Source organism: Psychrobacter proteolyticus (assembly GCF_039762275.1).
Classification (GTDB): domain Bacteria; phylum Pseudomonadota; class Gammaproteobacteria; order Pseudomonadales; family Moraxellaceae; genus Psychrobacter; species Psychrobacter proteolyticus_C.
This window is the reverse complement of sequence record NZ_JBDLOB010000005.1, coordinates 1-26,212: the sequence shown is the minus strand read 5'-3', so window position 1 is coordinate 26,212 and position 26,212 is coordinate 1. Positions and strand designations below refer to the sequence as shown.

Genomic DNA, 26,212 nt, shown 5'->3' with positions numbered 1-26,212 from the left:
TCACTTTCTTCTCAGCCATAACTCGCTAAAAAACGGTCACATGACATCCCGAAAAAATGCCCTTCTGAATTATAAAAGCGCCTTACCGAATCGTCGTTCAAATATCAAATCGCTTAAAGTATTTCATCGTTTCGTAGAGTAAGAACTTCATAGCCGTCAGAAGTAACCGCAATTGTATGCTCCCACTGAGCAGATAATTTTTTATCATTGGTGATTACGGTCCAACCATCTTTTTTGACCTTAACTTTGGCTTTACCTTGGTTGACCATCGGTTCAATGGTAAATGTCATACCTTCTTGTAGGACTAGACCTTTTCCTTGATATCCGTAATGCAAAACTTGCGGTCCCTCATGCATTTCGCGTCCAATACCGTGGCCGCAATACTCTCTCACTACAGAGTAGCCTTGCTGCTCAGCGTAACTTTGGATGGCATGACCAACATCACCCAGCGTTGCTCCAGGTTTCACCACTTGTATTCCTTCCCACATGGCTTCATAGGTCTGATTAACCAAGCGTTTTGCAAGGGGCAACACCTCACCTATCAAATACATTTTGCTAGAATCAGCGATAAAAGCCCCTTGTTCTAGGGTAATATCCACATTTACAATATTACCCGATTTGAGTATTTGATGATCTGAAGGAATACCATGACAGACCACGTTATTCACTGAAGTATTCAATGCATACTGATAACCATACTGACCTTTACTGGCTGGACGTGCACCTAACTGATCGACAATATAATGCTCAGCAAGGTTATTGATGTCCATCGTAGAAATACCGACTGTAATTTGTTCATCAAGATAATCAAAGACAGAGGCTAGAAGTCTTCCAGACTCGCGCATGATTTCCAATTCCGCTGCGCTTTTAAGTATGACCTTATCCATCTATAAGGTTCCTTACATTGACATCAGCTTGTCGCATCTGCTCATTGATAATTTGGTTGTAAGACATATTAGGGTTGGCTTCAGCGAGCATGCCTATCTTCACCCAATATTCAGCTTGTGCGTTGATGGAGCGCACCATGACGGCACTTGCTTTACGAATATCTTCATGCAGTTCATCATCAATTTTAACAATACCCATAAAAACACCTTAATATACGAAACGTATATGAATCGTATATCTATTTTTGTATGGTTGCAAGAAATAATATATCGCTTGAACTCGATTTCCTTATATTGAAATTATTTGAGCTAAACTATAGCTTAATACTGATAGTAAAAAACCACCTATCAAGGTGGTTTTTTGCTGCTGACTCTCTGTTCAAACGTGGTGTAGCTAACTTTTAATAAGTTCTATTTAGAAAATCATATGAGCACATACCGCAATGATCGGTAATGAGATGATTGTTCTTAGTAGAAAAATGACTAATAGTTGAAAAAAGCTCACTGGGATTTTTGTCCCTAAAATCAATCCGCCGACTTCTGACATATAGATCAATTGAGACACTGACAAACAAGCGATAACAAATCGCGTTAACTCTGACTCGATTGAAGAACCGATAATAGCCGGTAAGAACATATCGGCAAAACCTACCATAATCGTTTTTGACATTTCTGCAGCAAAAGGTATGTTCAATAACTCTAAGAATGGAATAAAAGGCATACCTAAATAATCAAATACAGGTGTTTCTTCTGCAACGATTAATCCCATAGTGCCGATTGCCATAACGACAGGCAGTATCCCAATCCACATATCCAAAATATTTTTTAGGCCATCTCTTAAGAAAGTAAGAAAACTTGGACTCTTGTCTGCTTTTTGAACGGCTTTATGTAAACTGTGGGTAAATAGTGTTTTTCCTTCGGGAATGGTTTCATGATCTCTATCACTGTTTTCGATAGTATAAGTATCTTCAATTCTAGATAAAGGTAATAACCTTGGTACTATTAGCGCACAAACAATTCCGCATAAAGCAACAACCCCAATCATATTGATAAAGTAGCTTTCGAGCTTAACCTGAGAGATGACAACCAAACAGAATGTAATCGATACTGCTGAAAAACTTGTAGCGATAATTGCCGCTTCTTTTTTAGTATAGAACCCACCTTCCAATTGTTTATCGGTTAATAAGACACCGATAGTGCCATCGCCCAACCATGACGTTAGACAATCTACAGATGACCTACCTGGTAAACCAAATAAAGGTCTCATTACTTTGCTTAGTAGAACCCCAAAAAATTCTAATAAGCCAAAATCAAGCAATAACGGTAGCAGCAGTCCAGCCAAGAAAAACACGATAAAAAGTATTGGCATTAATTCATATAATATTAAGCCGCCAATATTGTCTGAATATATTGCCTCAAACCCAAATTTAAAATAGGTCACGACAACGAAAAATGCACCAAGCATCCTAATAATAAGCCAAGGCGTTGTAACGTTTAATAAATTATTTAGAAACGCATTATTTACAATAAATGCAGGTTTCATGATTTTAGTATATAAGGTACAACACAAGGTAATCATGATTGAGGTGACAACCAATAGCGGCAAAAGGTCACCGATATAACCCTGTATATAATCCTTTAATACAGATATAGGAATGGTAAACCCTTCTGCATAGGTGACAAACTTACCATCCACATAGGGAATTGGAAATACGAAAAGCATCAAACCTATAATAGAGGGTATAAAGAACTTCAAAAACTGTCTGATATTGATACCGCTAATATCTCGACTTGCAGCGCTGGCTTTAATAATGTCCATATTATTTTTACTCGCAGTCCCTTTTTAACCAACCTAAAGAAGGTTTTAACGAATCCCTTTAGGCTAGCTTCTTTTACTCATTTTGAATATTCAGTACTAGTAATTGCTCAAAAGTGTGTGGGTCACTTTTTCTAAAATCTTAAATATTCTGGTCGAGTCATCTTTTGAGTTATTGTACAAAGGATTTATCTCTGCCATTTCCCAGCAGCATACTTTCTTGTTCTTGATCAGCTCTATGTTAAGTTGCATCGCTTGCTCGTATGACAGGCCGTTCATTGCAGGCGTACCGGTTCCTGGCACATATAAAGGGTCGACACTATCAACATCGAACGACACATAGATATGATCACAGTATTCTAGTTTTTTGAAGATTTCCTCTACAGTAGAACTGATACCTTTTTGGGTTATCTCAGCCACGCTATATAAAGGGATTTTATGTCTTCTAATTAGATCCATCTCTTCTTCTTGATAGTCTCTAACCGCACAAAAAACCACATTTTCTGGCTTAATTGATGGCTCGCTTGATGCCATAAACTTCAATTTTTCCCAATACTCTTTTTCTTTCTCAGAAAGATCGTTACGCTGACATTCCAAATTATCAATGGCACAAGCCATTGCCAAAGGCATGCCATGCATATTTCCTGATCCACTGGTATATGGTGAGTGAAAATCGGCGTGTGCATCTATATAAACCACGCCAATTTCAGCATCAGGATGCGCCATTTTTAGGCCATGCATCGTGCCTGCACAGCTAGAATGATCACCTGCGATAACAATCGGAAATTGATTCTCATTTCTTATATCTTTGATTTTATGAGCCAATTTAGAAATAACAGGTTCAATCACATCAGCGTATTTTGCATGCTTAAATGGCGACTCTTCTTCATGTATATATTCATTTTTTATACTATCAAGTTGCAATTTTTCATAGTAATCTGCGTTCATTTCTTTTGATGACGCGCGCAACGCATCGATTCCTAGTGACGCGCCTTTTTTATGCCCTGCGACGTCTGAATAAACTTCTACTATTCGCACGTTTTTCATTAAATCATTCATTATTTTGTCTCTATTAAATAAAACAATTTTTTCATCATTTGAGTCCAAATCTGGCATTGAACTTCTATTTTCTATATTTAAATTACTTATGATGCAGCCATCGCTTCATCCGTCTCTAGGCTACGATCTTTGCTATGAGCTTTTACGACCGAATAGAGGTTTTTAGGGTCTTGTTGCTGAGGAATCAAGTCAAGCAGCTCATATGCATCCTGCTTTTTGATCAAATCACGCAAAAATACCAAAGCCGTAAAGTCTTCTGAGGCAAAACCAACACCATCAAATACAACCAAGTTATTTTCATTGGTGCGTACTTCTTTTTCACCGTTTACGATACGGTGAAACTCTGTCACAGGGAAATCTTGAGAGAGCTGTTGAATGTCGCCTTCAATACGGGTTTGCGGTTCAAACTCTACAATCACATGATCGGCTCTTAACAGGATGTTGGCATCCAGCTCTGTTTTGCCAGGGCAGTCACCACCGATGGCATTGATATAAACGCCTTTTTTGACCATATCATCACGAAGAATGGTCGCGTTTTTCTTATCTGCGGTACAAGTAGTGATGATATCTGCACCTTCCACCGCTTCTTCTACCGTTTTGCAAATAGTAATCTCTAGACCTGAATCGGCAAGGTTACGCGCTACTTTTTCAGATGCGGCTGGGTCGACATCATATAAACGCACTTTTGAGATACCCACGACTGCCTTCATACCCATTGCTTGGAACTCACCCTGAGCACCATTACCGATGAGCGCTAAAGTCTGGGCGGTTTTGGGTGCACAATGTTTGGCAACCAATGCAGAAGTCGCCGCAGTACGTAAGGCGGTTAAAATACACATTTCTGTCAGCAGAATGGGATAGCCGGTATCGACATCAGACAATAAGCCAAAAGCGGCTACCGTCTGCAAATCGCGCTTGGTGTTGATCGGATGACCATTGACATATTTACACGCAAACATTTCACCATCGCTGACAGGCATCAACTCTATGACGCCGTCTTTGGAATGAGAAGCAAAACGACTGGATTTTTCAAAACTATCCCAACGAGAAAAATCTTGTTCTAAAGCATCTACCAATTCTTTTATCGTCTGTTCTATACCATAATTACTAATGATTTCAGCCATCGCCTGTACGCTAACAAATGGCACACCCTGCTTCTGTGATACGATAAATTTAGACATTAATTTTGCTCCATTCCATGAATATTATTTATTTAACCGACAATTAATATGCTACCAATTATAATTGTCAGTTAAAATGTCAATAATTTACCAAATATGGACATTTTTTTGACATATTGTTAGGTGCTACTTAGCATAATGTCAAAATCCAATGAAGGAAGCATTTTTATGGCGTATTACACTTATGACTCTCTAGATAGCGAATTGATATCTGAACTTCGACAAGATGGTCGAGCAACCATCTCAAACCTGGCTAAAAAACTCAAAGTCTCTCGTGCCACTGTCCAAAACAGATTGGATAGACTGATTCACAACGGTGCTATTTTAGGATTTACAATTCGAGTGCATGAGGCACTAGATAAAGAAACAGTCAAAGCGATGATGATGATTGAAGTAACAGGAAAGTCTACTTCACAAGTAATTAGGAAACTGCGAGGTATCCCGCAATTGATTAAGTTACATACAACCAACGGGGCGTGGGACTTGGTAGGAGAGATACACACGACAAGCTTGAGGGAATTTGATGAAGTGCTGCGCCAAGTCAGAGAGATTGATGGCATTTTGAATAGCGAAACAAGTGTTCTGCTGTCGAGTTTGTAATGTAATTGAACTCACAATCACATAAGCGATGCTGTTTATCTGATAGATATTAACTTAGGATGTTGTGATTAAGCCGCCTGAAGGTAAGCGTAAAAAGAATATATTGACGTTTTATAACCTATATTTTTTAATCTTTATTTGACTGGTACAATAAAACTAAAGAACGTATCTTTTACTACGTTCTTTAGTATGAGAACACGATGGTATCTTTAACTTAGACGATAGCTTATCTTAGCTTAAGACAAGAAACCTACTAATAGCTTACTATTCATTAAATAATATTAACTTCATAGCTGAACTTCTCTGCCATTCCATATGACTCTCTATATTCGATAGGATCACCTTCTAGACTCTTAGCAATACGGCATACCTTCACTAGGTTTTCTTGCTCATTATTATCTAAATAAGGGTCTACGTGATTGGCTACAAAAAATAGTGTCTCTACGGCAGATGAGACAAACTGGCCACACTTTGTATAGTAGAACGGATATAGCAAATTCTCAAAATCTTCAGGCTCTAGATTTACAAAGGCTTGATAACGACTCTTAGGTAACCAAATTTTTTCACTCAGCGAAACTTTGCCTTCAATAATGCGCACACGTTCTATATAAATAAGCGCTTTATTCTTACCAATATCTAGCTTTTCATTAATCTCTTCAATACCCTCTATTACCATGACCTTTTTGACCACGCCTGTCGGTGTCGCATAGCACGCATCTTTATCACGAAATTTAAAAAACCGTAATAATGAGCTTTCAAAATCTGGACGCTTTAGAAAGGTACCTCTGCCTTGATATTTGGTTAATACTCCATCGTCGACCAGCTTTGCAACCGCTTTTCGAACGGTTCCGACTGATACTTGATACTTATCTGCAAACTCTTGCTCAGTCGGTAAAGGTGTGTTTTCGTCCCATTTACTTTCTGTCAGTAAAGTCAAAATGTGCCATCGCACTTGCTCATACCGTGGTATTTTAAATTTTTCTAAATTTTTTAGCATTATTTCACCACAATTTAAGGGGTTTATGAATTGTTTGACTGTTTTTAAGCATTGTTATCATTCTAGAGATTGGGATACAACGGAGTACTCTATCTTAAGCGCTAAGAAAACCTTATATATCATTGCAATACTAACGACTGTCTGGCACTTTGTGGGCAATCTTATCTAATTCATATTACTTTTTTTGCTATTATTCCACTTATTTATACGTGCATTTCAGGCTTATACGATTCTGTAATCTAGAAAGTTGTTTGTCAATATTCTCGTAATGCTCTTTACCTATAGAAGTTAATACAGTTCTCTATAGAATTCATGTAGTTAAGCTCAAGGGACAGTAATGACTCTTTATATTCTAGCCGCAATAGTAATATGTATTATTTTGGGCTATACCACCAAGATCAATATTGGTCTATTTGCTATTGCATTTTCATACCTCATTGGCTGTTTCGGTATGGGAATGAGCGCTTATGAAATTGTTGAGCTGTGGCCTCTCAAAATTTTCTTTGTTATTTTTGCCGTTACTCTCTTCTATAATTTTCCTTTAGCGAATGGCGCTTTAGAAAAACTATCGAATCATTTGATCTATAGATGCCGTCATTTTCCCGAGTTTTTACCCTTGGTTATTTTCTTTGCTGCTACCATCGTTGCTGGCTTAGGAGCTGGTTATTACACCGTCTTAGCCACGATGGCACCTATGATTCTGTTATTGTCTAAACGTACTAATTTGAATCTTGTCATTGCTACTTTATCTGTTAACTATGGTGCATTGGCTGGTGCTAACTTTATCACCTCACAAAGTGGGGTTATCTTTCGAGAGCTGATGCGCGGGGCCGGCGTTGCAAATGATAATACCTTTACTTATGTTTTAGGTGTCTTCGCAGTTACCTTTCTCATGCCAGTGATCGTCCTAGGTATCTATTGCTTTTTTAATGCCAAAAATAGCAAAATTGCGATTCAAACGATAGTACCAGAGCCTTTCGATAATAAGCAAAAACAATCTATTATGCTGATTTTTATAATGATGGCTATCGTGCTTATTGTACCCATCTTAAATCTACTAATGCCTAACATAGAAGCAATTCAGTTTTTAAACGCTCGGATTGACATTGGTTTTATCGCCATTATTTTTGCCTTAATCAGTTTATTATTAAAATTAGGGGACGAAAAAACAGTAATTGCCTTAATTCCTTGGAATACACTTATTATGATTTGTGGGGTCGGCATGCTAATCGGCCTTGGCGTTGAGATCGGTATAATTTACGAGCTAACAGAATGGCTAAGTACCAACGTTCCTATCTGGATGATACCAATTTTGGTATTTGTTATTAGCGCAATCATGTCAATCTTTGCTAGTACACTTGGCGTGGTCGCTCCTACTCTATTTCCTATGGTGCTGCCTTTAGCCGTCGCCTCTGGACTTAACCCTCTATTGTTATTTACCTGTATTGTAGTGGGAGCACAAAGCTCATCACTCTCTCCTTTCTCATCAGGAGGCAGTCTAATGTTGGGCGCGTCTCAAGTAGTTATAGAAAAAAACAAGCTGTTTAATGCGCTATTATTCAAAGCGGTACCCTTAGATATTGGTATTGGTATATTAGCTATTTTCATTATCCAGCTGCTGTTTTAACTAACATGTATTCTTATGTTGAGAATGGGAACACGCTCTACCCTTAAGCAAACCCCTCCCAAAAGACAGTTTTGAAGCAGCTGTCTTTTGACTGACATATACAACCAAACTTCTTAAATACCTAATGAATTGTCCGTCATGGCGCTTAATCTCATCTCACTGACTTCATCTACCGAGTTAGCTCTTCTCCTTATCCACAGCAATATATCCTAGCACGTTTTCAATGTACCTCTCATAATTACCAATATCTATAAATCATTGTATTAATTAGTTTTTATTGAAATAAACATCTTGTATTCTGAAGGTTTTGCTGTCTTATCTCTTTCTTGATATTGAGACAATAAGTAATTTTGTATCAGTCATTGCGATAGTACCTTAAAATAAAATTCATGTATACATACATATGTTTCTTGTTATTTCTATAATATTCTGTTACTTTTGCAAAACGCTAAAAACTCTACTTTTATGAAGTTTAGTAGTTATTGTCAGGATGATCTGAACTTCATCTGTCATCACTTAATTATTTTGCTCAGAATTCTATTGAGCTATTCATTAAAAATACACACAAGGAGTGTCGTGTGAACAAACTATCCTATTTGGCTCTTGGCCTTTCTGTACTCACCCTTACCGCATGTAATAAATCTGATACGGCAGCATCTGATGCCAGTTATGACGCCCCTTCACGTCCAGAATGTATCGCCCCAGCAAAACCAGGCGGTGGCTTTGACTTGACTTGTAAACTTGCTCAAGCTGGCTTAAGAGATACTGGCCTATTAGAAGATCCAATGCGAGTCACTTATATGCCAGGCGGTGTGGGTGCTGTTGCTTATAACAAAATCGTTGCCAATGATCGTGCTAATAACGATGCAATCATTGCTTTCTCTACTGGCTCTATCCTAAATCTATCGCAAGGTAAATTTGGTAAATTCACTGAAAAAGACGTGAAATGGCTAGCAGCCGTTGGTACTGATTATGGTGCTATCGCTGTCAATGCAGACTCACCTATCAAAGATTTAGCAGGATTGGTTGCTGAGCTTAAGTCAAATCCAAAAGCAATCAGTTTCGCCGCTGGTGGTAGTGTTGGTGGTCAGGACTGGATGCAGACAGCTATTTTAGCTAAAGCGGTTGGTGTTAATCCTAGCGATATGACTTATGTTGCGATGGAAGGTGGCGGCGAGGCTATTACAGCGGTAATGGGTAACCATGTGACTGTCGTAAGTGCTGGTATCGCTGAGATCATGCCACAAGCCACTGCTGGCAAATTACGTGTATTGGCCGTATTCGCAGATGAAAGACTGGGCGGCACTATGGCCGATATTCCTACTGCTGTAGAGCAAGGCTATGACGTTACTTGGCCTGTCATGCGTGGTTATTACATGGGTCCAGATGTCAGTCCTGCCGCTTATGACTGGTGGAAAGCAAGCTTTGATAATATGCTTGCGGATCCAAAATTCGCTGAGTTACGCGAGCAGCAAGAGCTACTACCATTCTCTATGACTGGTGATGAGCTAGAAGCATACGTTTATAAACGTACCGGTGAGCTACGTGAGTTGTCTGCTGAGTACGGTCTTGTTGATGCTGCAGCTAAGTAGCATTACACAGATCATATCCCCTTAATGATTGAATACTGATTTTTACAGTATTTATCGAAGGTTGACAGATGAGACATCTATCAACCTTCTTATTTTGGAATTTAAGGAATACTTCTATGACAATGGAACGTGCATTTTCTGGATTAATGGGGCTGTTTAGCTTATTTTTGGTCTACTTAGCTATTGGTTACGTTGCTCCTATTGCCTATGATCCTATCGGCCCTAGACCCTATCCTATTTTGATTTTCTCACTTACGGCACTTTTGACCTTGGTTATTGCCTTTCGTCCAGCACGATTTACGAAAGTCATCGATTTAGGCTATAACAACATAGTGCTTAGAAATCTTGTGCTGTGTGTCAGCGCATTATTGATTTATAGCTTAATTTTTGAGCCTTTAGGTTTTGTGGTTGCTACCACACTGATGTGTTTTGCGGTTGGTTTATTATTTGCCGGAAATCCTATTAAAAGCCTTATCTTTTCAGTTGTGATCAGTATCGCCTTGTATGTCTTATTTGACATGGCTTTGGATGTGATTCTGCCACTTGGAATATTATCAGGAATAATGGGATAGCTATTATGGAAACTTTTGACTTTTTAATGCAGGGTTTTGGCGTAGCGATGTTGCCCAAAAACTTACTGATTGCACTCATTGGCGCTTTTATTGGTACGGTTGTCGGTATGTTGCCTGGCCTTGGCCCTATTAATGGTGTGGCAATTCTATTGCCTTTTGCCTTTGCCCTTGGTCTACCACCCGAGAGTGCACTTATCTTACTAGCGGCTGTCTATCTTGGTTGCGAATATGGCGGTCGTATTTCTGCCATTCTACTGAACGTGCCGGGATCTGCCGCGGCGGTTATGACCTCATTGGATGGTAACCCGCTAGCGGTTCAAGGCAAGGCTGGCATCGCCTTGTCCATCTCTGCGGTTGCTTCATTTATCGGTTCTACGATTGCGACCATTGGTGTGGTCTTGTTCGCACCTTTATTGGCTAACTGGGCGGTGTCGTTTGGACCTGCTGAATACTTCGTATTGATGGTATTCGCGATTTGCTGTTTGAGTGGTTTGGTTGGTGATCAGCCTATCAAAACAGCAGTGTCAGCGTTAATTGGCTTGGGTCTGGCTACTGTTGGTGTCGATGCGGTCACAGGTATCTATCGCTATACCTTTGATTCAGTCAACTTATCTGATGGTATTCAGTTCACAACGATCGTTATTGGCTTTTTCAGTGTTAGTGAAATTTTGATTTTGCTTGAAAGAACCAGTACTGGTGGGAAAATTATCGCGCAAGGTAAGCGTAGCTTATTCAACCTAAAAGAATTTCTCTTTACCATTGGCGCCATGGTACGTAGTGGCATAATGGGCTTTTTCGTTGGTATTTTGCCTGGTGCAGGTGCGACTATCGCGAGTGCGATGACCTATGCTAGTGAACGCAAAATTGCTGGCGACAGTGGCAAATTTGGTGAAGGCGATCTTCGTGGTTTAGCATCTCCAGAGGCGGCTAACAACGCATCAGCATGTGGTTCATTTGTACCGATGTTGACCTTGGGTGTTCCTGGTTCTGGTACGACAGCGGTCATGATGGGTGCGTTGACTTTATATAATATCACGCCAGGTCCGCAGCTATTTACCGAACAGCCAGACATCGTTTGGGGTCTTATCGCTTCATTATTCATCTGTAACGTTATCTTGTTAGTAATGAATATTCCTTTGGTTGGTGTGTTTTCTAAGCTACTTAATGTACCAAACTATATCTTGATACCATCTATTGCTGCTATCAGTTTCGTTGGTGTTTACTCTATCAACAGCACGACCTTTGATATGGTATTCATGGTAGGACTTGGGATATTTGGTTACTTCTTACGCAAACTACATTTCCCTCTATCAGCCCTTATTCTAGGTTATGTACTAGGAGAGCTAATGGAGTCTAACCTCAGACGTGCCTTGTCTATTTCTCAAGGTGAAATGTCTATTCTATGGAGTAGCCCAATCACCGTATCACTATGGGGTCTGGTAGTTGTCATGATATTCATGCCAATCATTCGTAAAATGTATCGTAAGCGCTTTAAGAGGACTGCTGCATAAGTTCTTGCTAGTTCGTCTCTAAATGTCTCTCCGGCGGTGGTTATACTCTATGTATGGCCACCGTTTTTTTAGAGATACTTTCACCCTACTTGCAACAGTTATTTAATACTCCTAACTCTTTTGTCAGCTGTCCAAAATTAGCAAAACATCACTACTTGATGTCACTTATGAAATAGGATTTTATAGTGCTCTTTGTTTTAGATTTATTGCAAACCATTCCAACTTGGCATTTAGTAGGTTTGTTCATCGCTGGCATGGTCGCTTTTATTATCTCCACTATATCTGGTGGTGGCGGCGCTATGTTGCTGATACCAGTTACCTCTTCGATGGTAGGGACAGCGATTGCACCACCTGTGATCAACGTGGCTACCTTTCTGAGTAATGCCTCGCGACTTTATCTATTTTGGCATGATATTGATTGGTCATTGACCAAATATTATGTCCCAAGCGCTATCGTAGGTGCATGGCTAGCCGCATTGGTGTTTAGTCGTTTGGACGCAGGCTGGATTCAGTTATTGGTTGGCGCATTTTTAGTCTCGACTATTTTCCAATACAAGTTTGGTAAAGTAAGTAAAACATTTGATATGCCAAAAGTAGGTTTTGTGCCTGTGGGCTTTGTCATTGCCTTTATGAGCACTTTGGTGGGTGGCCTCGGCCCTATTCTTAACCCTTTTTATATGAATGCTGGACTAGAAAAAGAAAGCCTTATTGCGACCAAAACAGCTAATTCTTTCTTTGTAGGTATTGTACAAATCATCAGCTACACCTTTTTTGGGATACTCACCGTCAAGATATGCGCGTATGGTCTTGTATTAGGACTGGGCGCCGTGATTGGTAATATTATTGGCAAACGCTTTTTGGCAGGCATTAGTATTAGCCAGTTTAGAATCATGCTGCTGATATTAATGGTCATCAGTGGCTTAATAATGATAGTAAGAAATATTAATGTGCTGTTCTAGAGCATTTCCATTCTATGCCATAACTATTCACAGTACATTTTCATAAACAATGACAGTATTTTCACCTCATATATTTTTACCGATTGAACATCTGCGTACAGTATTTTTATTAATTGCCTTACAACTTACATTGTTGTTGTTCAACCATATAATACCTATAATTCGATAGAATCAATACATGTAAGATATTGTCACTCCATAACATTCAGTTGACCTACTTTAAAATAGTAGAGATCATTGGTTCGAATCATATTATGTTTGCCAAATTTAAACAGCTCCAATCGTGAAAATTGGAGCTTTTTTTGTACCTGCAATAAAAGAGCTGTAGCGGAAAACCTTTATTTTTAGAGATCTTTAAACAAAAATGGTTATTAAACGTCATCATGGTTCACTTAATAACCCAGTCGAAAGCAGCTACCCTTTCACATGGATGAATCGCTTGTTTTTATAAGAGCTGACAAGCCTCATCAAAGTCCAATCTTGGCAGACGGCTGTACAAGTGATCTTCTTGGCCATACCCTATATTAATGAGTAGATTTGAGGTCCATTTACTATCTTTAAGAAAGGTTTTATCTACCAATTCATTATTAAATCCAGACATTGGGCCCGTGTCTAAACCCAAGGCTCTACAAGCCAAAATCAGATAAGCTGCTTGCATAGAACTGTTTCTAAACGCCGTCTCTTGTATAAGTTCAGGGCTAGAGTTAAACCATGATCTGGCATCCGTATGTGGGAATAATTTGGGAAGTTGTTCATAAAATTCATTATCATGAGCGACAATCACTGTGATAGGTGCTGTCATTGTTTTTTCGATATTACCTGATGACAGTGCTGGCTCTAAGCGTGCTTTGGCGTCATCAGATCTGAGAAATACAAACCGTGCCGGTGAACAATTGGCTGAGGTAGGCGCCATTTTAACTAAATGATAGATCTCTTCAAGTAGTGCATCTGGCACGTCTTTTTTCTGCCAAGCATTAAAAGATCTGGCTTTACCAAACAGCTGATCAAGACCTTCTGAGGATAACGATAGGGAGTCAGTCATAGTACGTCCTAATTGATATTAATTTTTGGATAAGAATTGAAGGATTTTGCTATTGGTTGAGCAGGTTTCTGTGATTGTACTAGCATGGCCACCTGTCACCATCAACTCAAATTGAGCATTCTGCATATTATTGGCCAAAGCCAGACCGCGTTGCCATGGCACCAAAACATCATCAAGATTGCTTAAAACTAGCGTTTTGTTTTTGATATGCTTGGCATTTATCAGGGGCTGATAAGCCTGCAAGGCTTTTAGTCTCGTTGAGACGTTCTCGACTGGCGCAAAGTGAGCGATGGCTTTATCTTCTTTTTGCGTGAGTGCTTCTATGTTGTCTGAGATCCAGATCGGTGGGTACAAAAATATCGCTTGGGCACGTACAAATGCCTCTACCCCTGTATCTTGTAGCAAACTGGTTCGCATATGAAAACATTTAATAGTGTGAGGATCGAGGCTTTCCCAACCATTTAAGATGACCAGTTTATCTAACAACTCTGGCGCTTTATAAGCGACTTCCATACCAATGAATCCGCCAAGTGCGTGACCAACAAAATGACAGTTAGACAGCCCTTCTTGTTTTAAGATTTCAATTAATTGATCCGCTAAATCTTGCATAGAATAGTCATCGGGTAAGAGATCACTATCAGACGATACGCCCTCTTGTTCATAACAAATCACATTATAATGCTCGGTAAAACTCTCAATTTGAGGTAACCAAAAATCAGCATGCCCGCCTAAACCTGAACTAAATACGATCGTTTCTGTCGTGTCGTTCTTACAAGGATATTTTTTAACTAACATAGGGTTTCATCCAATTTTAGTAAAATTCAAATTGTGGTAAAAGTATCTAATAGCTTATAAAATCAAGCTAAATTAAATTTATTAAATCAATTCAACGGTACGCTCATCGCTTTCATCATATTCATACGTTACAGTTTCTTCGAAATTTTCGACTTCGCTTTCACCTTTACTTTCGATGGTCTCTTGAGATTTAATATATTTAATTAGCGCGTCTATGGTGCCGACCTTTAGATTATGAGTATCGGCGAATTTCATCAGATCATTTCTACGAGCCATTTCACCATCTTGGTTGATAATCTCTACAATAACCGCAGCAGGCTCTAAACCAGCCAGTCTCGTTAGGTCACAACCTGCTTCGGTATGCCCAGCCCGCTCTAAAACACCGCCTTGTTTAGCAACTAATGGAAAAATATGTCCTGGGGTTACAACATCATCAAAGGTAACGTCTTGAGACACGGCAGTTCTGATGGTCTGAGCTCTATCTGCCGTTGATATACCGGTACTTACCCCTTCTGCTGCATCAATGGAAACGGTGAAATTTGTACTATAAGGTGCTTGGTTGTCTTTGCACATGAGAGGTAGTTTTAATTTTTTGCAACGCTCGGAGGTCAAGGTCAAACAAACCAAACCTCTGGCATGTGTAATCATAAAATTAATATCATCAGGTTTGGCCAAACTGGCTGCCATAATCAGGTCACCTTCATTTTCCCGATCCTCATCATCCATGATTATGACCATCTTGCCTGCTTTAATATCTTCAATGATTTCTGGTATTGTATTGATATTCATAAAATCCACCATTTGCATTTATATTTGCTTTTGTATGTTGTTATGTAGAGCCTGTTGTCAATTAATCACACGCTCTACATAACGTCCTACGTTTGATACGGCCGTATAGCTACTTCATAGAGATAGTAGTATTTACGCCTTCACTAGCATCTTCATCAAACCAACGTGATATCACTGTTTTAGTCTGTGTATAAAACTGCACCGCTTGCTTGCCATAAGGACCTAAGTCACCGAGCTTACTGGCTCTAGACCCTGTAAACGAAAACATAGGTAGCGGTACTGGAATTGGTAAATTAATGCCAACTTGTCCAACATCGATATCTTGTTGGAACTTATGTGCATGGGCGCCAGACTGGGTAAAAATGGCAGTGCCATTACCATTTGGATTGGTATTGATAATCTCAATGGCTTCCTCAAGCGTGTCGGCATACATAATGCATAGGACAGGACCAAAGATCTCTTCGGTATAGCAGCTCATATCAGTGGTTACATGATCTAAGATAGTTGGACCAACAAAGTTACCCTCTTCATAACCTTCTACCTGACAACCACGGCCATCTAGTCTTAGATGCGCACCTTCATCTATGCCAGCTTGAATTAAGCGCTCGACACGGGCTTTGGCTTGCTTAGATATTAGAGGTCCCAAATCCTTGTCATCCTTGCCAGCGGCAACGACTAGCTGTGCTGATTTTTCTACAATTTCATCAACCCACTGTTTAGATTCCCCAACCAATACCACGACAGACAGTGCCATGCATCGCTGACCTGCTGCACCAAATGCTGCGCCTGCTAACTGATTCAGACTTTGTTCTTTATTGGCATCAGGCATGATAACGGCATGGTTTTTCGCACCCATCATACATTGCACACGTTTGCCAGCCTGACCGGCTCGATCATAGACATGCTTACCAACTGCTGTCGAACCAACGAAAGATATTGCTTTTATGTCAGGGTGATCGCACAGCGCATCCACTGTATCTTTACCACCATGAACGACACTTAATACTCCTTTTGGTATACCTGCCTCAAGCGCCAACTCGACCAATCTCATGGTAACGATTGGATTTTGTTCAGAAGGTTTTAAGATGAACGTGTTACCTGTGGCGATGGCCATTGGAAACATCCATAGGGGAATCATGGCAGGAAAGTTAAAGGGGGTAATACCTGCACAGACACCTATTGGTTGCTGCACGGTATACATATCGACACTACTGGCGACGTTTTCGATGTAGCCACCTTGTTGCAAGTTACCGATACCTGATGCGTGCTCTACGACCTCAAGACCTCTAAATACATCACCTCTAGCATCTGCCAGTGTCTTACCTTGTTCTTCAGTCAGTAGCGCTGCCAGCTCATCCATATTTTCACGTATCAGTTGTTGATACTTTAAGAAAACACGAGCTCGTTTACTGATAGGTGTGACACGCCAACTCTGAAAAGCCTCAGATGCCGTTTTGATAGCTTGCTCGATTTCCGCAGGTGTTGATTGTGGTACCTTGGCGATAACTTCTTGCGTGGCTGGATTGGTGATATCAATCCATTCTGTGGTAGTTGACTCGGTAAATTCGCCATTGATCAATTGTTGTACGCTGCGTGGTTCTGTATTCATGACACGATTCCTTAAGGTAATATCAAATAGGGTTTAAATTTATGGATTGAGTTTTAAGAGCGGCTCTGATGTAGCGATTTCTCTCTCAGTGGTCACGCTCACCTCTTTTTGTTTGTTTTTAAAATTGAAAGCGAGGTTCATAAGAATGGCTAAAAACGTAGCAGTACCGATGCCGCCCAAATCAAAGCCGGCAATATTTAGTGAATAGTTGCCAGTGCCTAGGATTACTGGGACGGCTGCTACCAACATGTTGCCATTCTTACTAAAATCAATTTTTGCATTCATCCAAATACGCGCACCAGCGATCGTGATTAAACCAAAGACAACGATTGAAGCACCGGTCAAAATAGGCACAGGAATGGTACTTACCAAGGTGCCAAATTTAGGGGATAAGCCCAATAGAATGGCGAAAACACCTGCTATGACAAAGACGACTGTAGAGTAAATTTTGGTCGCTGCCATGACGCCGATGTTTTCTGCATAAGTCGTCATACCAGTGCCGCCTACCGAAGCCGAAAGCGTGGTACAAAGACCGTCAGCGAAGAACGCTCTACCCATATAAGGTGAGATACTTTTGCCAGTCATGGCCTCTACTGCTTTGAAATGACCAAGGTTTTCAGCGATTAAGATGATAAAGACGGGTGCAATCACTAATATGGCACTGGTCTCAAAGACAGGAGAGTAAAGGGTTGGCATACCGAACCACGCGGCATTCGCAATTGGAGCAAAATCAATAGGCTTGCCCATACCCATCACATTCGTTAATAGGAAATAAATAAAATAGGCGGCGACTAGTCCTATCAACAGTAACAAACGTCTGACCATACCTTTAGTAAAGACGGCGACTGAACAGATACATAATACGGTGACTAACGCCATCCAAGAATCAAAGCTACTGCCAATGACGCTTTGTATGGTGACAGGCGCTAGGTTCAACCCAATAATCATCACAATGGACCCAGTGACCACAGGTGGCATCAAGTTCTCGATCCACCCTGCACCTGTCTTCATCACCAGCAGACCCATCAATGCGTATAAAACCCCACAGACCAGTGTGCCCCCAAGCGCAATGCCAATATTTGGATTGATACCAGTACCGCTATACCCTGTCACTGCTGCGACCGCTCCAATAAATGCGAAGCTAGAGCCCAAATAACTGGGTACGTGACCGCCAGTAATCAGAAAGAAAAGTATCGTACCTATACCAGTAATCAGCATGGTCAAGCTAGGATCAAAGCCCATCAGTAAGGGAGCTAAGATTGTCGCACCAAACATTGCGAATGAGTGCTGTGCGCCTAACACCACACTTTTACCCATTGGTAAGTATTCATTGATACCTACCGGTGTCGTTTCTAGGTTCCCGGTGTAGGGACGCCATTTCACAAACCATTTATCCATTTTGAATATCCTTAAAAAAAGTAGAGGTGTGATACTTAGTTTTTGCACTTACTTAATTGATGGTAGTCTCGATTGAAATAGATGAGACTTTCGCAATCAGGCTTGTGTTTGATATCCAATACTTCACAAATAAGAATATCGTGGGTCCCCACCGAGCTGATGAGTTTGATTTTGCAATCAAAAGAGATACTGGCATCCTCTAACACAGGCGATCCGGTTGACAGCGTGGACCAATTCCCTTGCTCAAATCTTTCTTCCAGCGCCTTTTTACCACCGAACACACCGCTTAGATCTTTATGTTCAAGACCAAGTGTGTTGACGCATAGCACCATATTTTCTTTAAAAAACTTGTACACAGAAGCGCTTCTGTTTAAACACACTAATAGAGTTGGCGGTTCGTCAGTGACACTGCACACCGCCGAGGCTGTAAATCCTGCGCGCCCTGCTGGACCTTCAGTGGTAATAATGTTCACTGCAGCAGCCAACTTGCTCATTGCATCTCTAAAAGACTGCTGCATGTCGGTTAAGTTTCCTGCCGTAGAGGTGAATGATTCTTTAGACTTATGTTTCATTAATGAGGATTGCGTTACTTGGCTTTCTTTAATTACTGTATTCATCTGTCATTTCCTTTTAAACAATATTCCGCCACATGTGTAGTCAACTAAAGCGCCCTACTACAGTCCAATGCTAGGGGGGTTCGATGTCAGGTAACTTTAAATTCACTAACTGCAGTCATTTTTAAACAGGTTTTTATCCAATGTGCGCTATGGACGCGATTTCGACCAAAGCATCTGGTTTTACCAATCCACATTGGATGCAAAATCTTGCTGGCTTTTCATTGGGAAAAAACTCTGCATAGACTTGATTGACCGCGTCATAATCTGCCCAATCTTTTACAAAGATCGAATTAAAGGTCACATCATCCATATCGCCGCCAGCGGTTTGAATAACGTTTTGAATCGTTGTTAACACATGGCGAGTTTGAGCAGCGGCATCACCCACATGTACGACATCGTTGTTTTCATCGAAAGGCAAAGTGCCAGAGACATAAACGATGTTGTCGGCCTTAGTCGCTGGTACATAAGGGGCTAATGGTTTGCTGGTACCTTCAGGGATAATCACTTGTTTAGACATATCTACATTCCTATTGCGGTTAGGTTAAGTATGAAGCTCTTGGTTTAGATGCTAAAAGCTGGCTAAGTAAAACATTAACTATTTGAAAAACACTGCTGCATGCTGGCAACATCAGACACCCAACCAAAAAAGGTTTTTACGTTATATAGTGTGGCGTCATGAGCCTCTACTGGTCCTGCTTGATAACAAGCGTCATCTAATAACACCCCAAAATACTCAAGGAAGAACCCATCTCGAAGCGTAGATTCAACACAGACATTGGTCGCGATACCAGTGAGCAATAAGTTACGTATGCCACGTGATCGCAATACGCTATCGAAATTGGTGTTCGCAAAGCCGCTATATCGAGGTTTATCTATAACGATGTCTTGAGGCGCAGGGCTAAGCTCGTCGACTAACTCGTAATCCCAGCCACCTTTTGCCAATAGCGTTCCCTCAATTTCAGGATTCTTACGCATGGTTTTTAAGGCATTTGATTTGTGATAATTGGGCGATCCGCTACCACCAGCCTCCACATATTTGTTGTCCCAGCCATTTCTAAAGTAGATAACTTGTATGCCAGATTGATGCGCAATATCCACGGCTTGCTTTATCTTATCGATGACGGGTTTGGTCGCTGTGACATCAAACCCAGCCAAATCTAGATAACCACCTTGACTGGCATACGCATTTTGCATGTCCACGACGATCAGCGCCGTCTGGGATGGATCTAACTTGATAGGTTCAGGCAAAGACTTTAAAACGGGAGATGATTCCTTGGTAAAGTCTGCACAAATTGTATTAACCGAATTCATATCTGCTCCTTTTATTAGGCTTCGCTGACAGCTTGGCTGGCCACTGGTGTATCAACATTGATGCGGCTCTGCATCAGTGGTTGAATTCTGCTACCAAAATCTTCCACGCCTTGCACGAAATCATCAAAGGTCAATAGAACGCCATCCGTACCTTGTACTTCAGCGACTTCGTCTAACATACTGGCGACATTTTCAAAAGAGCCAACCAGCGTACCCATGTTGATATTGACTGGTGAAACACTTGAGGCCATATGGCGAACGTTGGTATCTTTGCCTGAGGTTTTGTCCTTACCACCTTGTGACTGCAGCCAATCAATGGCTTCAAAATCCGCGCCATCATTGTATGATTGCCACTTTGCTTGGGCTTTTTCATCGGTCTCATCTGCAATGACCATAAAGAGGACATAGGTCGGAACGTTACGACCCGTCTGATCCGTATGTACTTTTAAGCGATCATTGATACCGGCATAGGCAGTTGGCGTGTTCAGACCTTTACCAAAGACAAAATTATAGTCAGCGTATTTTGCAGAGAACGCCAAGCCTGTATCTGATTGACCTGCACAGATAATCTTCATATCCGCTTTTGGAATAGGCTTCACCTGACAGTCATTCATCTGAAAGAACTCACCCTTCAAATCAGATTGGCCTGTCGCCCAAAGATCTCTCAAAATTTGGACATATTCAGATAGGTAGTCATAGCGCTTACCAAAATAATCATCGCCTGGCCACATTCCCATCTGTCCATATTCTGCTTCTTGCCAGCCAGTCACGACATTCAATCCAAAACGCCCGTTTGAGATGCTATCAAGCGTTGATGCCATTCTCGCTACGATCGCAGGTGGCATAACCAACGTCGCCGATGTAGCATAGATTTTTATCTTAGACGTGACTGCCGCAAGTCCTGCCATCAAGGTAAAGCTCTCGAGGTTGTAATCCCAAAACTCAGTTTCTCCGCCAAAACCGCGCAGTTTGATCATCGAAAGCGCAAAATCAAAACCATAGTGCTCAGCACGTTGCACAATCTGTTTATTTAGCTCAAATGTTGGCTTGTATTGCGGCGCGTTTTTTGAAATTAACCAGCCGTTGTTGCCAATCGGACAAAAAATACCTATTTCCATGATTTCACCTATACGTTTGAGGAAGAAAAGAGCGATAAAAGAAATAAAGATTATTTCATGTTTTTTATGTAGCATAATTTATGCCAAATTAATTAATACTTATTTATCAAATACTTATGTTATTTCCATACAAAAATTATTAAACCATATGGTCTAAAAATATGCAGAGAAATAGTGCGGGCTGTTATAAATTGGTGCAAAGTGTTATAAAATAGTGCACAAATGTATAAATTGTTTATAAGTGCATTTTGATGGTGGTCTGAATGAAGATAAGGTGGAATAAGCAGCAGAAAAGACTGGTCAACAGCAGGTTGCTTTAGTCAGTGAACCTGTAAACCGATATGGTATTGCTCGCTGTTGGAGTAGTTGGCATATCTGTTTTAATTAACCAATAGCATCTGCATTTGGTTACTTCTACCCTTTTTTAAATTGAATCAACTATCATTTAAAATTAGGTTCATATGGCTTTACGATGAGGGAAAATATAGTGAAAGAATACGCACTAAAAGAAGAGACAGAGACGAGTGCAAAAATATTAAAAAAGAAAGAACATATCATTAATGCTGCATTGATCGTATTTTCCCAAGAGGGGTTGAATGGCGCGCGCATGGAGCAAATTGCCGAAGAAGCTGACATATCTAAATCGAATATATTTTATTACTTCCAAAGTAAAGAAGTTCTGTATGTTGCTGTTTTAGAAAAGGTGCTGAGTAAGTGGCTATCGCCTTTGAGTGAGATTAACGCCAACCAAGATCCAAGGGTTGCCCTTAAGACCTATATTGAAGAAAAATATAAAATCTCAAAAAAATCGCCTGCAGCATCGAGACTGTATGCGTTAGAGATTATACAAGGGGCACCTCATTTGATGGCCGTATTAAAAGGCCCTTTAAGGTCTTTGGTTCGTGAAAAGGTGGCAGTGATTGATGGCTGGATTGCAGATAACAAGATTAAGTCCGTGTCTGCCATCCATTTGATTTTTCATATTTGGGCGGTGACTCAGCACTACTCTGATTTTTCTACGCAAACTGAAGCAGTGTGTAATCATAGCTTGAGAAATAAAAAGTTCGCTAATGAGGCATTAAACACTAGTACTCAGCTTTTGGTAGATAGTTTGATTCCGTAATTTGAGATGAGTAAAGTACAGATCCCCAATTCGAAAAGCCCCAATCTAAAGATTGAGGCTTTTTTTATGTCCGTCATTTAAGGGCTGTAGTTTAAATAAAGACTATAGTTTAAATAAAACACTACATGACTAAGACTTCTTTTCTCCAATCCCTATAGTCACGATTATATAAGGATGACTTGGGAGAACTCAGCACCTACAAGTGAGGTTAGCAACCAAGGTAAGTAGTGATATAATGTCCTGATAATTGATATTTTATGAAAGGGTTACATTATGGCTCGTACCGCTAGCGCATTGCACATTTTAGTAAAACATAAAGAACAAGCTGAGGACATTATTGCCAAGCTTAAAAAAGGCGCTAAGTTTGATGTACTGGCCAAGCGATACTCAACCTGCCCATCAGGTAAGAAAGGTGGCAGCTTAGGCGAGTTTGGCAAAGGTGATATGGTAGGGCCATTCGATAAAGTTTGCTTTACCGGCGAACTATTTACCCCGCATTTAGTAAAGACCAAATTTGGCTGGCATGTCGTAAAAGTCCTTTATAGAACTTAAGCGTTGAAGCTCTGATTGTAAGCCACCTGAGCTATATCTCAAATGTCGTCCTGATTCACATATGCTTTAATATCGTGGTAATTATGTGCGAATCAGGATTTGATGTTTGGTCGACCTACCCCTTCTAATCCTTACGTCAAACTCCCCTTGTTTTATTTAAGCAGTATTTTACTTAAGCAGTTTTCTACGAGTTAAGGTCAAATAGTGAGGGGCGAGATAAGTTGTAATCAACCTTTCAAACCTTTAGGTAATTCAGGCGCGGGCAAGCGCTTCATATCAGAGTCAACATTACCAAAACGCTCATGACCATTATTCCAATCAACAATAGATTGTTCAATCTCAGCTTTGTTATCAGCTACGAAGTTCCACCACATTAGTACTTGGTTATTCAGCGGTTCGCCGCCGATGAACATGATACGTGTGCCCTTTTTAGCAGCCAACTTAATACTTTTGTTATTAGCAATATCGCTATTATGAAAACGGAATAACTGGTCTTGCTTGCAAATATTGCCTTCGGACTCTACTTCCCCTTCTGAAACCAAAATACCGTACTCAAAGTTTGGCTCTAAATTTATTATGCCACTACAGGTCTAACAAAAGAATATATAATTAACGCATCTAAAATATGAGCAATGAAAACATGGATATCGAAGGCAATACTGCTGATCAAATAGAAATTATCTATGAAGATGAGTATATAGTAGCGATTAATAAAGAAGCTGGTCTGTTGGTGCATCGCAGTTGGCTGGACAAAGGTGAGACACGCTTTGCCATGCAGCTTACTCGTGACGCGGTAGGCTGCCATGTGTTTCCAGTACATAGGTTAGATAAACCTACATCAGGTGTATTGTTGTTTGCCAAGAGTTCAGCCGTGGCACGTAGCCTTACCGAAGCGTTTACTGAACGCAAAGTGACCAAGCAATATTTGGCAGTGGTGCGTGGCTTTATGTCTGAGCAAGGTACTGTTGACTATGCGTTAAGCTTTAAGCCTGATGCCATTGCCGATAAATTTGCCAACTTAGATAAACCTGCTCAAGAAGCAGTGACCCACTGGCAGAGTTTGGCACAAATTGAGCTGCCATTTGCAGTATCAAAAAAGCATGCCACTAGCCGCTACAGTCTGGTGCGCTTAACGCCTGAAACTGGACGCAAACATCAGTTGCGTCGGCATATGAGACATGTATTCCATCATATCGTGGGTGATACCAGTCACGGCGATATACGTCACACACGATTTTTTCGTACTCACTATGATTGCACGCGTATGTTGCTGCATGCTCAGACTTTGGCACTCAGCCACCCCGTCACTGGTGAGCCACTAGTACTAAAAGCGGGATTAGACAATCAATGGATGCGTATCTTAGAAGAGTTCTCTTGGGAAGATAGTGTTGAGGTTTAAGTCGCGCAAAGTTTAGCGCTTATCTTAGAAGGTCATATCAAACGATTAAGAACTGATCAGCAATCGTTATGAAAACAAATAGAAGTAACACTAATATTAGAGGCAAACAACCATAAGTATCAGATTAAATAGTACTACTACAAAATATAAGTGTGATTTGCAATAGTAAAAATGGCGCTGCAATCATAACTTAAAAGATATGCAACACCATTTTTAGAGTTTGATTAAATTATTTTACTCATTCTTCGCTAGTCTAGGTTCAGGCCTAATAGTCAAGTGTTAGATTTTCTGCACAATTAACTATTAGGCTTAGAAACTATTAGCTTTAATCAATAAAAGTAACTCTTAGTTAATAAGGAAAGATAAACCTACGTTACCACCTTGCTCGTCACTATTACCACCAAACGCACTATTGAATCCGAATTTACCGTCTATAGTTGTGTAGTTAACGCCTAGCGCATAACCAGTTTCACCAGACCAAGTGCCACCTGCTAAACCAACACTGAACTTACCTGGAACAGTTGAATACTTAAGACCAGCAAATGCTAATGACGAGGCCAATCCTTTGTTTTGACGATCTTCTAATGAGTTAATCTCACGATCTGTATAGCCAAATGCTGCAGCTTGACTCTGGAATAATTGACCACCGTTCACAGCATCGGTTGAGCCAGCAGAAATCTGACCTGCCGCTACACCTTGTACCACGTTACCGCCCATATTGACTGCAGCACCCTGACTGACATTAAGTGACTGTGAAACTGCTAGATTTTGCGTACTGATATCATCAGGCATAAAAGTACCAGTAGTAATGATATTACCATTTACTGTTAGATCAGCATTCTGAGTACTAGTACCTATTGTAGTTGCACCTGCGACGTTTAGAGTGCTTCCTAAAGTCGCCGCACCAGTATTGGTTAAGAGACCTGTGTTAGTGATATCTCCACCGTTAGTGATGTCACCTGAGTTGGCTATATCACCTGTATTACCAATACCGCTTGTAGTAGTGGTTCCTGTGGCTGTCAGGTTAGTCGTATTCACACTATCCGTGTTGATAGCGCCAGTGTTGGTAATACCATTGGTAGTAGTGGTTCCTGTCGCTGTCAAAGTTGTCGTCGTCAAACTATCTGTACTGATAGCACCCGTGTTAGCGATACCATTGGTAGTCGTTTGACCTGTTGCTGTCAAATTAGTAGTAGTAAAATCAGTAGTAGTCAAGCTATCCGTGCTGATATTACCCGTATTAGCAATACCATTGGTAGTCGATTGACCTGCAACGTTTAGCGTACTTCCTAATGTGGCAGCGCCAGTATTGGTTAGATCGCCTGTGTTTGTGATGTTACCATCGTTAGCTAGCAGACCAGTGTTATCCAAACCGTTGGTGCTAGTTTGGTCTGCAACACTTAGTGTACTACCTAAAGTCGCTGCACCAGTATTCGTTAGAGTGCCCGTATTAGATAAGTTACCGCCGTTAGTTAAATCACCTGTGTTAGCGATATTGCCGCCGTTAGTGATGTCGCCTGAGTTAGCTATATCACCTGTGTTACCGATACCGTTAGTAGTCGATTGTCCCGCAACGCTTAATGTATTTTGTAGTTCAGTAGCGCCAGTATTCGTTAAAGTACCTGTGTTAGCGATATTGCCGCCGTTAGTGATGTCGC

General features: G+C 40.6%; 25 protein-coding genes and 1 pseudogene. 9 read left to right on the top strand and 17 right to left on the bottom strand.

Annotation, left to right across the window (positions count from 1 at the left end; translation table 11 throughout):
- Window positions 1-113: 113 nt before the first annotated feature.
- The 5 genes from map to ABFV72_RS08980 all read right to left on the bottom strand — a co-directional run bounded on the left by map (window position 114) and on the right by ABFV72_RS08980 (window position 4,943).
- Window positions 114-887, bottom strand: coding sequence for a type I methionyl aminopeptidase (gene map / locus ABFV72_RS09000; RefSeq protein ID WP_347163289.1), 774 nt, complete (start codon window positions 885-887; stop codon window positions 114-116).
- Window positions 880-1,086 carry a ParD-like family protein gene (locus ABFV72_RS08995; protein ID WP_347163287.1) on the bottom strand — a complete coding sequence of 69 codons (207 nt, stop codon included), beginning with the start codon at window positions 1,084-1,086 and terminating at the stop codon, window positions 880-882. Before ABFV72_RS08995 ends, map begins: the two co-directional genes overlap by 8 nt.
- A gap of 216 nt (window positions 1,087-1,302) precedes the next feature.
- Window positions 1,303-2,706 carry a YjiH family protein gene (locus tag ABFV72_RS08990; RefSeq protein ID WP_347163286.1) on the bottom strand — a complete coding sequence of 468 codons (1,404 nt, stop codon included), beginning with the start codon at window positions 2,704-2,706 and terminating at the stop codon, window positions 1,303-1,305.
- A gap of 96 nt (window positions 2,707-2,802) precedes the next feature.
- Window positions 2,803-3,819, bottom strand: a complete 1,017-nt coding sequence (locus ABFV72_RS08985; protein ID WP_347163284.1) for an arginase — start codon at window positions 3,817-3,819, stop codon at window positions 2,803-2,805.
- A gap of 29 nt (window positions 3,820-3,848) precedes the next feature.
- Complete coding sequence (locus tag ABFV72_RS08980) at window positions 3,849-4,943, bottom strand: ornithine cyclodeaminase (protein ID WP_347163282.1); 1,095 nt, start codon at window positions 4,941-4,943, stop codon at window positions 3,849-3,851.
- 168 nt (window positions 4,944-5,111) lie between these two features.
- On the opposite strand from ABFV72_RS08980, the gene ABFV72_RS08975 reads away from it, so the two are divergent.
- The gene (locus ABFV72_RS08975) at window positions 5,112-5,543 is read left to right on the top strand and encodes an Lrp/AsnC family transcriptional regulator (protein ID WP_057761040.1); all 432 of its coding nucleotides are present in this window, start codon (window positions 5,112-5,114) and stop codon (window positions 5,541-5,543) included.
- A 271-nt stretch (window positions 5,544-5,814) separates the two neighbouring features.
- Here the strand turns inward: ABFV72_RS08975 and ABFV72_RS08970 are convergent, their stop codons facing one another.
- A complete protein-coding gene (locus ABFV72_RS08970) occupies window positions 5,815-6,540 on the bottom strand; it encodes a GntR family transcriptional regulator (protein WP_347163280.1) in 726 nt (241 codons plus the stop codon).
- Between the two features lie 337 nt (window positions 6,541-6,877).
- Between ABFV72_RS08970 and ABFV72_RS08965 the strand changes: the two genes are divergently transcribed.
- From ABFV72_RS08965 to ABFV72_RS08945, 5 genes are all read left to right on the top strand, one after another.
- Window positions 6,878-8,167 carry an SLC13 family permease gene (locus ABFV72_RS08965; protein WP_347163279.1) on the top strand — a complete coding sequence of 430 codons (1,290 nt, stop codon included), beginning with the start codon at window positions 6,878-6,880 and terminating at the stop codon, window positions 8,165-8,167.
- A gap of 578 nt (window positions 8,168-8,745) precedes the next feature.
- Window positions 8,746-9,759: a Bug family tripartite tricarboxylate transporter substrate binding protein gene (locus tag ABFV72_RS08960; RefSeq protein WP_191113994.1), complete on the top strand. Its 1,014-nt coding sequence runs from the start codon at window positions 8,746-8,748 to the stop codon at window positions 9,757-9,759.
- Window positions 9,760-9,875: 116 nt separating this feature from the next.
- Entirely contained in the window at window positions 9,876-10,331 is a 456-nt protein-coding gene (locus ABFV72_RS08955; RefSeq protein ID WP_347163277.1) for a tripartite tricarboxylate transporter TctB family protein, read from the top strand.
- 5 nt (window positions 10,332-10,336) lie between these two features.
- The gene (locus tag ABFV72_RS08950; RefSeq protein WP_347163275.1) at window positions 10,337-11,842 is read left to right on the top strand and encodes a tripartite tricarboxylate transporter permease; all 1,506 of its coding nucleotides are present in this window, start codon (window positions 10,337-10,339) and stop codon (window positions 11,840-11,842) included.
- Between the two features lie 185 nt (window positions 11,843-12,027).
- Window positions 12,028-12,801: a sulfite exporter TauE/SafE family protein gene (locus ABFV72_RS08945; protein ID WP_347163274.1), complete on the top strand. Its 774-nt coding sequence runs from the start codon at window positions 12,028-12,030 to the stop codon at window positions 12,799-12,801.
- 445 nt (window positions 12,802-13,246) lie between these two features.
- Here the strand turns inward: ABFV72_RS08945 and ABFV72_RS08940 are convergent, their stop codons facing one another.
- The 9 genes and pseudogenes from ABFV72_RS08940 to rutA all read right to left on the bottom strand — a co-directional run bounded on the left by ABFV72_RS08940 (window position 13,247) and on the right by rutA (window position 21,480).
- A complete protein-coding gene (locus tag ABFV72_RS08940; protein WP_347163273.1) occupies window positions 13,247-13,843 on the bottom strand; it encodes a malonic semialdehyde reductase in 597 nt (198 codons plus the stop codon).
- Between the two features lie 18 nt (window positions 13,844-13,861).
- Complete coding sequence (rutD, locus tag ABFV72_RS08935) at window positions 13,862-14,638, bottom strand: pyrimidine utilization protein D (RefSeq protein WP_347163271.1); 777 nt, start codon at window positions 14,636-14,638, stop codon at window positions 13,862-13,864.
- 111 nt (window positions 14,639-14,749) lie between these two features.
- Window positions 14,750-15,427: pseudogene (gene ribB / locus ABFV72_RS08930) on the bottom strand (3,4-dihydroxy-2-butanone-4-phosphate synthase); the annotation flags it as partial.
- A 109-nt stretch (window positions 15,428-15,536) separates the two neighbouring features.
- Window positions 15,537-17,036 (bottom strand): CoA-acylating methylmalonate-semialdehyde dehydrogenase, encoded by a 1,500-nt coding sequence (locus tag ABFV72_RS08925; RefSeq protein ID WP_347163270.1) that lies wholly within the window; start codon window positions 17,034-17,036, stop codon window positions 15,537-15,539.
- Between the two features lie 39 nt (window positions 17,037-17,075).
- On the bottom strand, window positions 17,076-18,434 hold the full coding sequence (locus tag ABFV72_RS08920) for a solute carrier family 23 protein (protein WP_347163269.1): 1,359 nt from the start codon (window positions 18,432-18,434) through the stop codon (window positions 17,076-17,078).
- A gap of 35 nt (window positions 18,435-18,469) precedes the next feature.
- Window positions 18,470-19,051 (bottom strand): NADH-dependent FMN reductase RutF, encoded by a 582-nt coding sequence (gene rutF, locus ABFV72_RS08915; protein WP_191114002.1) that lies wholly within the window; start codon window positions 19,049-19,051, stop codon window positions 18,470-18,472.
- A 133-nt stretch (window positions 19,052-19,184) separates the two neighbouring features.
- Window positions 19,185-19,568 (bottom strand): pyrimidine utilization protein C, encoded by a 384-nt coding sequence (gene rutC, locus ABFV72_RS08910; protein ID WP_057761062.1) that lies wholly within the window; start codon window positions 19,566-19,568, stop codon window positions 19,185-19,187.
- Between the two features lie 74 nt (window positions 19,569-19,642).
- Window positions 19,643-20,362, bottom strand: a complete 720-nt coding sequence (gene rutB / locus ABFV72_RS08905; protein WP_347163266.1) for a pyrimidine utilization protein B — start codon at window positions 20,360-20,362, stop codon at window positions 19,643-19,645.
- A 14-nt stretch (window positions 20,363-20,376) separates the two neighbouring features.
- Window positions 20,377-21,480: a pyrimidine utilization protein A gene (gene rutA, locus ABFV72_RS08900; RefSeq protein WP_191114005.1), complete on the bottom strand. Its 1,104-nt coding sequence runs from the start codon at window positions 21,478-21,480 to the stop codon at window positions 20,377-20,379.
- Window positions 21,481-21,967: 487 nt separating this feature from the next.
- On the opposite strand from rutA, the gene ABFV72_RS08895 reads away from it, so the two are divergent.
- Together ABFV72_RS08895 and ABFV72_RS08890 are read left to right on the top strand one after the other, a co-directional pair.
- The gene (locus ABFV72_RS08895) at window positions 21,968-22,603 is read left to right on the top strand and encodes a TetR family transcriptional regulator C-terminal domain-containing protein (protein ID WP_347163264.1); all 636 of its coding nucleotides are present in this window, start codon (window positions 21,968-21,970) and stop codon (window positions 22,601-22,603) included.
- Window positions 22,604-22,876: 273 nt separating this feature from the next.
- Complete coding sequence (locus ABFV72_RS08890; RefSeq protein ID WP_102078430.1) at window positions 22,877-23,155, top strand: peptidylprolyl isomerase; 279 nt, start codon at window positions 22,877-22,879, stop codon at window positions 23,153-23,155.
- A gap of 227 nt (window positions 23,156-23,382) precedes the next feature.
- On the opposite strand, the gene ABFV72_RS08885 is transcribed toward ABFV72_RS08890, so the two are convergent.
- Complete coding sequence (locus ABFV72_RS08885) at window positions 23,383-23,730, bottom strand: pirin-like C-terminal cupin domain-containing protein (protein ID WP_347163475.1); 348 nt, start codon at window positions 23,728-23,730, stop codon at window positions 23,383-23,385.
- Between the two features lie 50 nt (window positions 23,731-23,780).
- On the opposite strand from ABFV72_RS08885, the gene truC reads away from it, so the two are divergent.
- Complete coding sequence (gene truC / locus ABFV72_RS08880; protein ID WP_347163261.1) at window positions 23,781-24,554, top strand: tRNA pseudouridine(65) synthase TruC; 774 nt, start codon at window positions 23,781-23,783, stop codon at window positions 24,552-24,554.
- Window positions 24,555-24,899: 345 nt separating this feature from the next.
- Here truC and ABFV72_RS08875 read toward each other — a convergent pair.
- Window positions 24,900-26,212: YadA family autotransporter adhesin (locus tag ABFV72_RS08875; RefSeq protein ID WP_347163260.1), on the bottom strand; the 1,313-nt coding region annotated here is incomplete at its 5' end.